The following is a 2,777-nucleotide window of genomic DNA, read 5'->3' as shown; positions in this document are numbered from 1 at the left end:
CGATGACGATCCCGCTGGGTGCTCAGTCCGTCAATGCCACCGCACGTCCCGGATTCGCGTCCAGCAGTGCGTTCGCGCGCTCGAGCACATCCTCATCGCCGGACAGCTCCGGCCGCACCACGGGATGGTTGAGCGCGTCGAGATCGCGAGCGATGTAGGTCGGCCGCCGGTCGGTGGGACGCGCGCGCACGTCGTCGAGGGTGCTGACGCCGGTCAGCACCATCAGTGACGGCAGCGCCACACAGCGGGCGCCGTCGATATCGGTATCGAGGCGATCGCCCACCACCAGTGCGTTCCGGGTGTCTGCCCGCACCAGCGCATCCTCGAGCAGTGGCGCGTACGGCTTGCCCGCGACGACGGGATCGGAATCGGTCGCGGCCCGCAATGCCGCCACCATCGCGCCGTTACCGGGTGCCAGGCCGCGCTCGTTCGGCAGGGTCGCATCGGTATTGGCGGCCACCCAGAGGGCACCGGCCCGTACGGCATAGGAGGCTTCGGCCAGGTCCGGCCACGCGGTGTCCGGTGAATGTCCTTGCACGACGGCGTCGGGCACGACCCCGTCGAAGCGACGGATCGGTCGCAGGCCCACAGTGGCGACTTCCGCGGCGAGGTCGTCGCTACCGACGATCAGTACCGCCGCACCGGCCGGCACCCGGGCGGCCAAGACGTGCGCGGCGGCCTGCGCACTGGTCACGACCTCGTCGACGGTTGCCCGGAAACCCAGCTCACGCAGGTGTTCGGCCACCGCGCTCGCCGAGCGGCTCGCGTTGTTGGTGACGTACATCAGTGTCTGGCCGCCACCGCCGTTGAGGGCCGCCGGAGCACCGGCGATCACCTCCGCCCCGCGGTACAGCGTGCCGTCAAGGTCCAGCAGGAGAGCGTCGAAGCCCTCCCGTAGCGATGCTGCCACTCGTTACTCCACGTTGTCGTCACGGGTGCCCGCGAGTTCCTCGGCCCGTTCCTCGGCGTCGGTTTCACCCTCGACATCCGCGGCCGCGGCATTGAGGAACCATTGCAGCGCATCGTCGGCGCGCTCCGCCGCGAGCAATGCCTCGGCGTAGGCATAGAACAGACGTGCCGCGGCGGACCCGGACCGTGCCGGATCCAATTCCGGCGTCTGCAGGGTCACCACGGCCTGATCGTATTGACCGAGGTCCATGCGCGCACCCGCGACCACGATCCGCAGCTCGGTCGCCTCGTCACCCGACAGCGCCCGCGCCTCGTCACTGCGTCCCAGTTCGATCGCACGCTCGGGCCGGCCCAGTCCGCGTTCGCAGTCCGCCATGACCGCGAGCAGTCCGGAGCCACCCGACATCCGCCGGGCGGTCCGCAGTTCCGACAGTGCCTCGGCCCATTCGCCGGCGTGATACGCGATCACACCGGCGGTCTCGCGAACCACCGCGATCCGGCCCGCACGGCGGCGGGCTGCCCGTGCGTGTTCCAGCGCCTGCTCGGGGTCCTCGTCGAGCAGCTGCGCCGCCATGACCAGATGCCGGGCGACAGTTTCCGCGTTGCTCTTGTCCAGACTCAGCAGATCCCGGCGTACGGCGCCGTCCAGATCGCTCGCTTGGATGTCATCGGGCAGTGAGGGTTCGTCCGGACGCCCGGACCTTGTCTCGTTACCGACCCGCCCGCCTTCGCCACCGCGCCGGCGGAACCCCCGGTCGCCGAACTCCTCGGAGTGCGCGCCGCCCGTCTGGTCCGCACGCGGACGGCCTTCTGCGCGGAACCCGCTCCCCGGTCCGCGTTCACCGCGGCCGGAACCACCGGTTCGGCGATCGTCACCACCGCGTCCGAAGCCGCTGCGGCGATCGTCGCCGGAGCGGGCGGAACCGCTCTCGTCGCGCCGGTATCCGCCGCCACGGCGATCATCACGATCACGACCGAAACCGCCGGACCGCCGCTCGCCCTCACCACGTCCGTACCCGCCGGTGCGGCGGTCGTCGCCACCACGCCGAAATTCGCCACCGCGGCTGTCCTCGTCTCCGCGGCGAGATCCACCCGAGCGGCGGTCATCGTCACGCCCCCGGAATCCCCCCTGCCCGCGACGGTCATCGTCGTTCTGCCGGAATCCACCGGAACGACGGTCCTCACCGCCAGTTGCGCGCCGATCGTCATCGCCCCGCCGAAAACCGCCGGTACGACGGTCATCACCGCTCGGGCGCCGATCGTCGTCACGACGGAAACCGCCGCCCGATCGCCGCTCGCCTTCCCGGGCGGATCCGCCACCGGTCCGGCGATCGAAATCCCGGCCGGAGCCACGTCCGCTTCCGCCGCGGTCGTCGTCGCGTCCCGTGGACCGTCGATCGCCCTCGTCGCGCCGGAAGCCTCCTGCCGATCGGTCACCAGCATCCCGGCGGAATCCACCCGAGCGCCGCTCCCCGTCGCCCGCCTCCCGCGCGGGTTTGCCGGAGCCGCCCGATTCCGAACCGGTACTACCACGGCGGAAGGGTCTCCTACCGTCGTCATGCTCCGACACAGCGATACCTTTCTCTGATCCGGCACGCATCGCCGGCGACCATATACAGACCGTGCGCCGAGGACCGGCGCATCTCCGTAACCACCACAAATTCAATCACGCGTCACCCACACGCCCGCATCTGCCCGGCCCGAGCAGCTGTTGCGGCCGCCCGACGATCTGATGTCGAAGTGCTCGGCACCTGTGGTTTCGGGGGGTCCGGGAATGCGGAGAGGCCCCCAACCTGCTGGTTGGGGGCCTCTCGCAATGTATGTTCCGGCGGTGTCCTACTCTCCCACACCCTGTCGAGTGCAGTACC

Annotated in this window: 2 protein-coding genes and 1 pseudogene; 1 reads left to right on the top strand and 2 read right to left on the bottom strand. The window is 70.3% G+C overall.

What is annotated here, in order from left to right:
- Positions 1–22: 22 nt before the first annotated feature.
- Together AB0L57_RS28930 and AB0L57_RS28925 are read right to left on the bottom strand one after the other, a co-directional pair.
- Positions 23–910: an HAD-IIA family hydrolase gene (locus tag AB0L57_RS28930; RefSeq protein WP_364968717.1), complete on the bottom strand. Its 888-nt coding sequence runs from the start codon at positions 908–910 to the stop codon at positions 23–25.
- Between the two features lie 3 nt (positions 911–913).
- Positions 914–1,651 (bottom strand): annotated as a pseudogene (locus AB0L57_RS28925) (hypothetical protein); the annotation flags it as partial.
- A gap of 30 nt (positions 1,652–1,681) precedes the next feature.
- Between AB0L57_RS28925 and AB0L57_RS28920 the strand changes: the two are divergent.
- Entirely contained in the window at positions 1,682–2,497 is an 816-nt protein-coding gene (locus AB0L57_RS28920) for a hypothetical protein (RefSeq protein ID WP_364968997.1), read from the top strand.
- Positions 2,498–2,777 lie beyond the last annotated feature (280 nt).

It is taken from the genome of Nocardia sp. NPDC052254 (assembly GCF_040679495.1).
Lineage (GTDB): Bacteria > Actinomycetota > Actinomycetes > Mycobacteriales > Mycobacteriaceae > Nocardia.
This window is presented reverse-complemented; position numbering and strand designations above follow the sequence as displayed.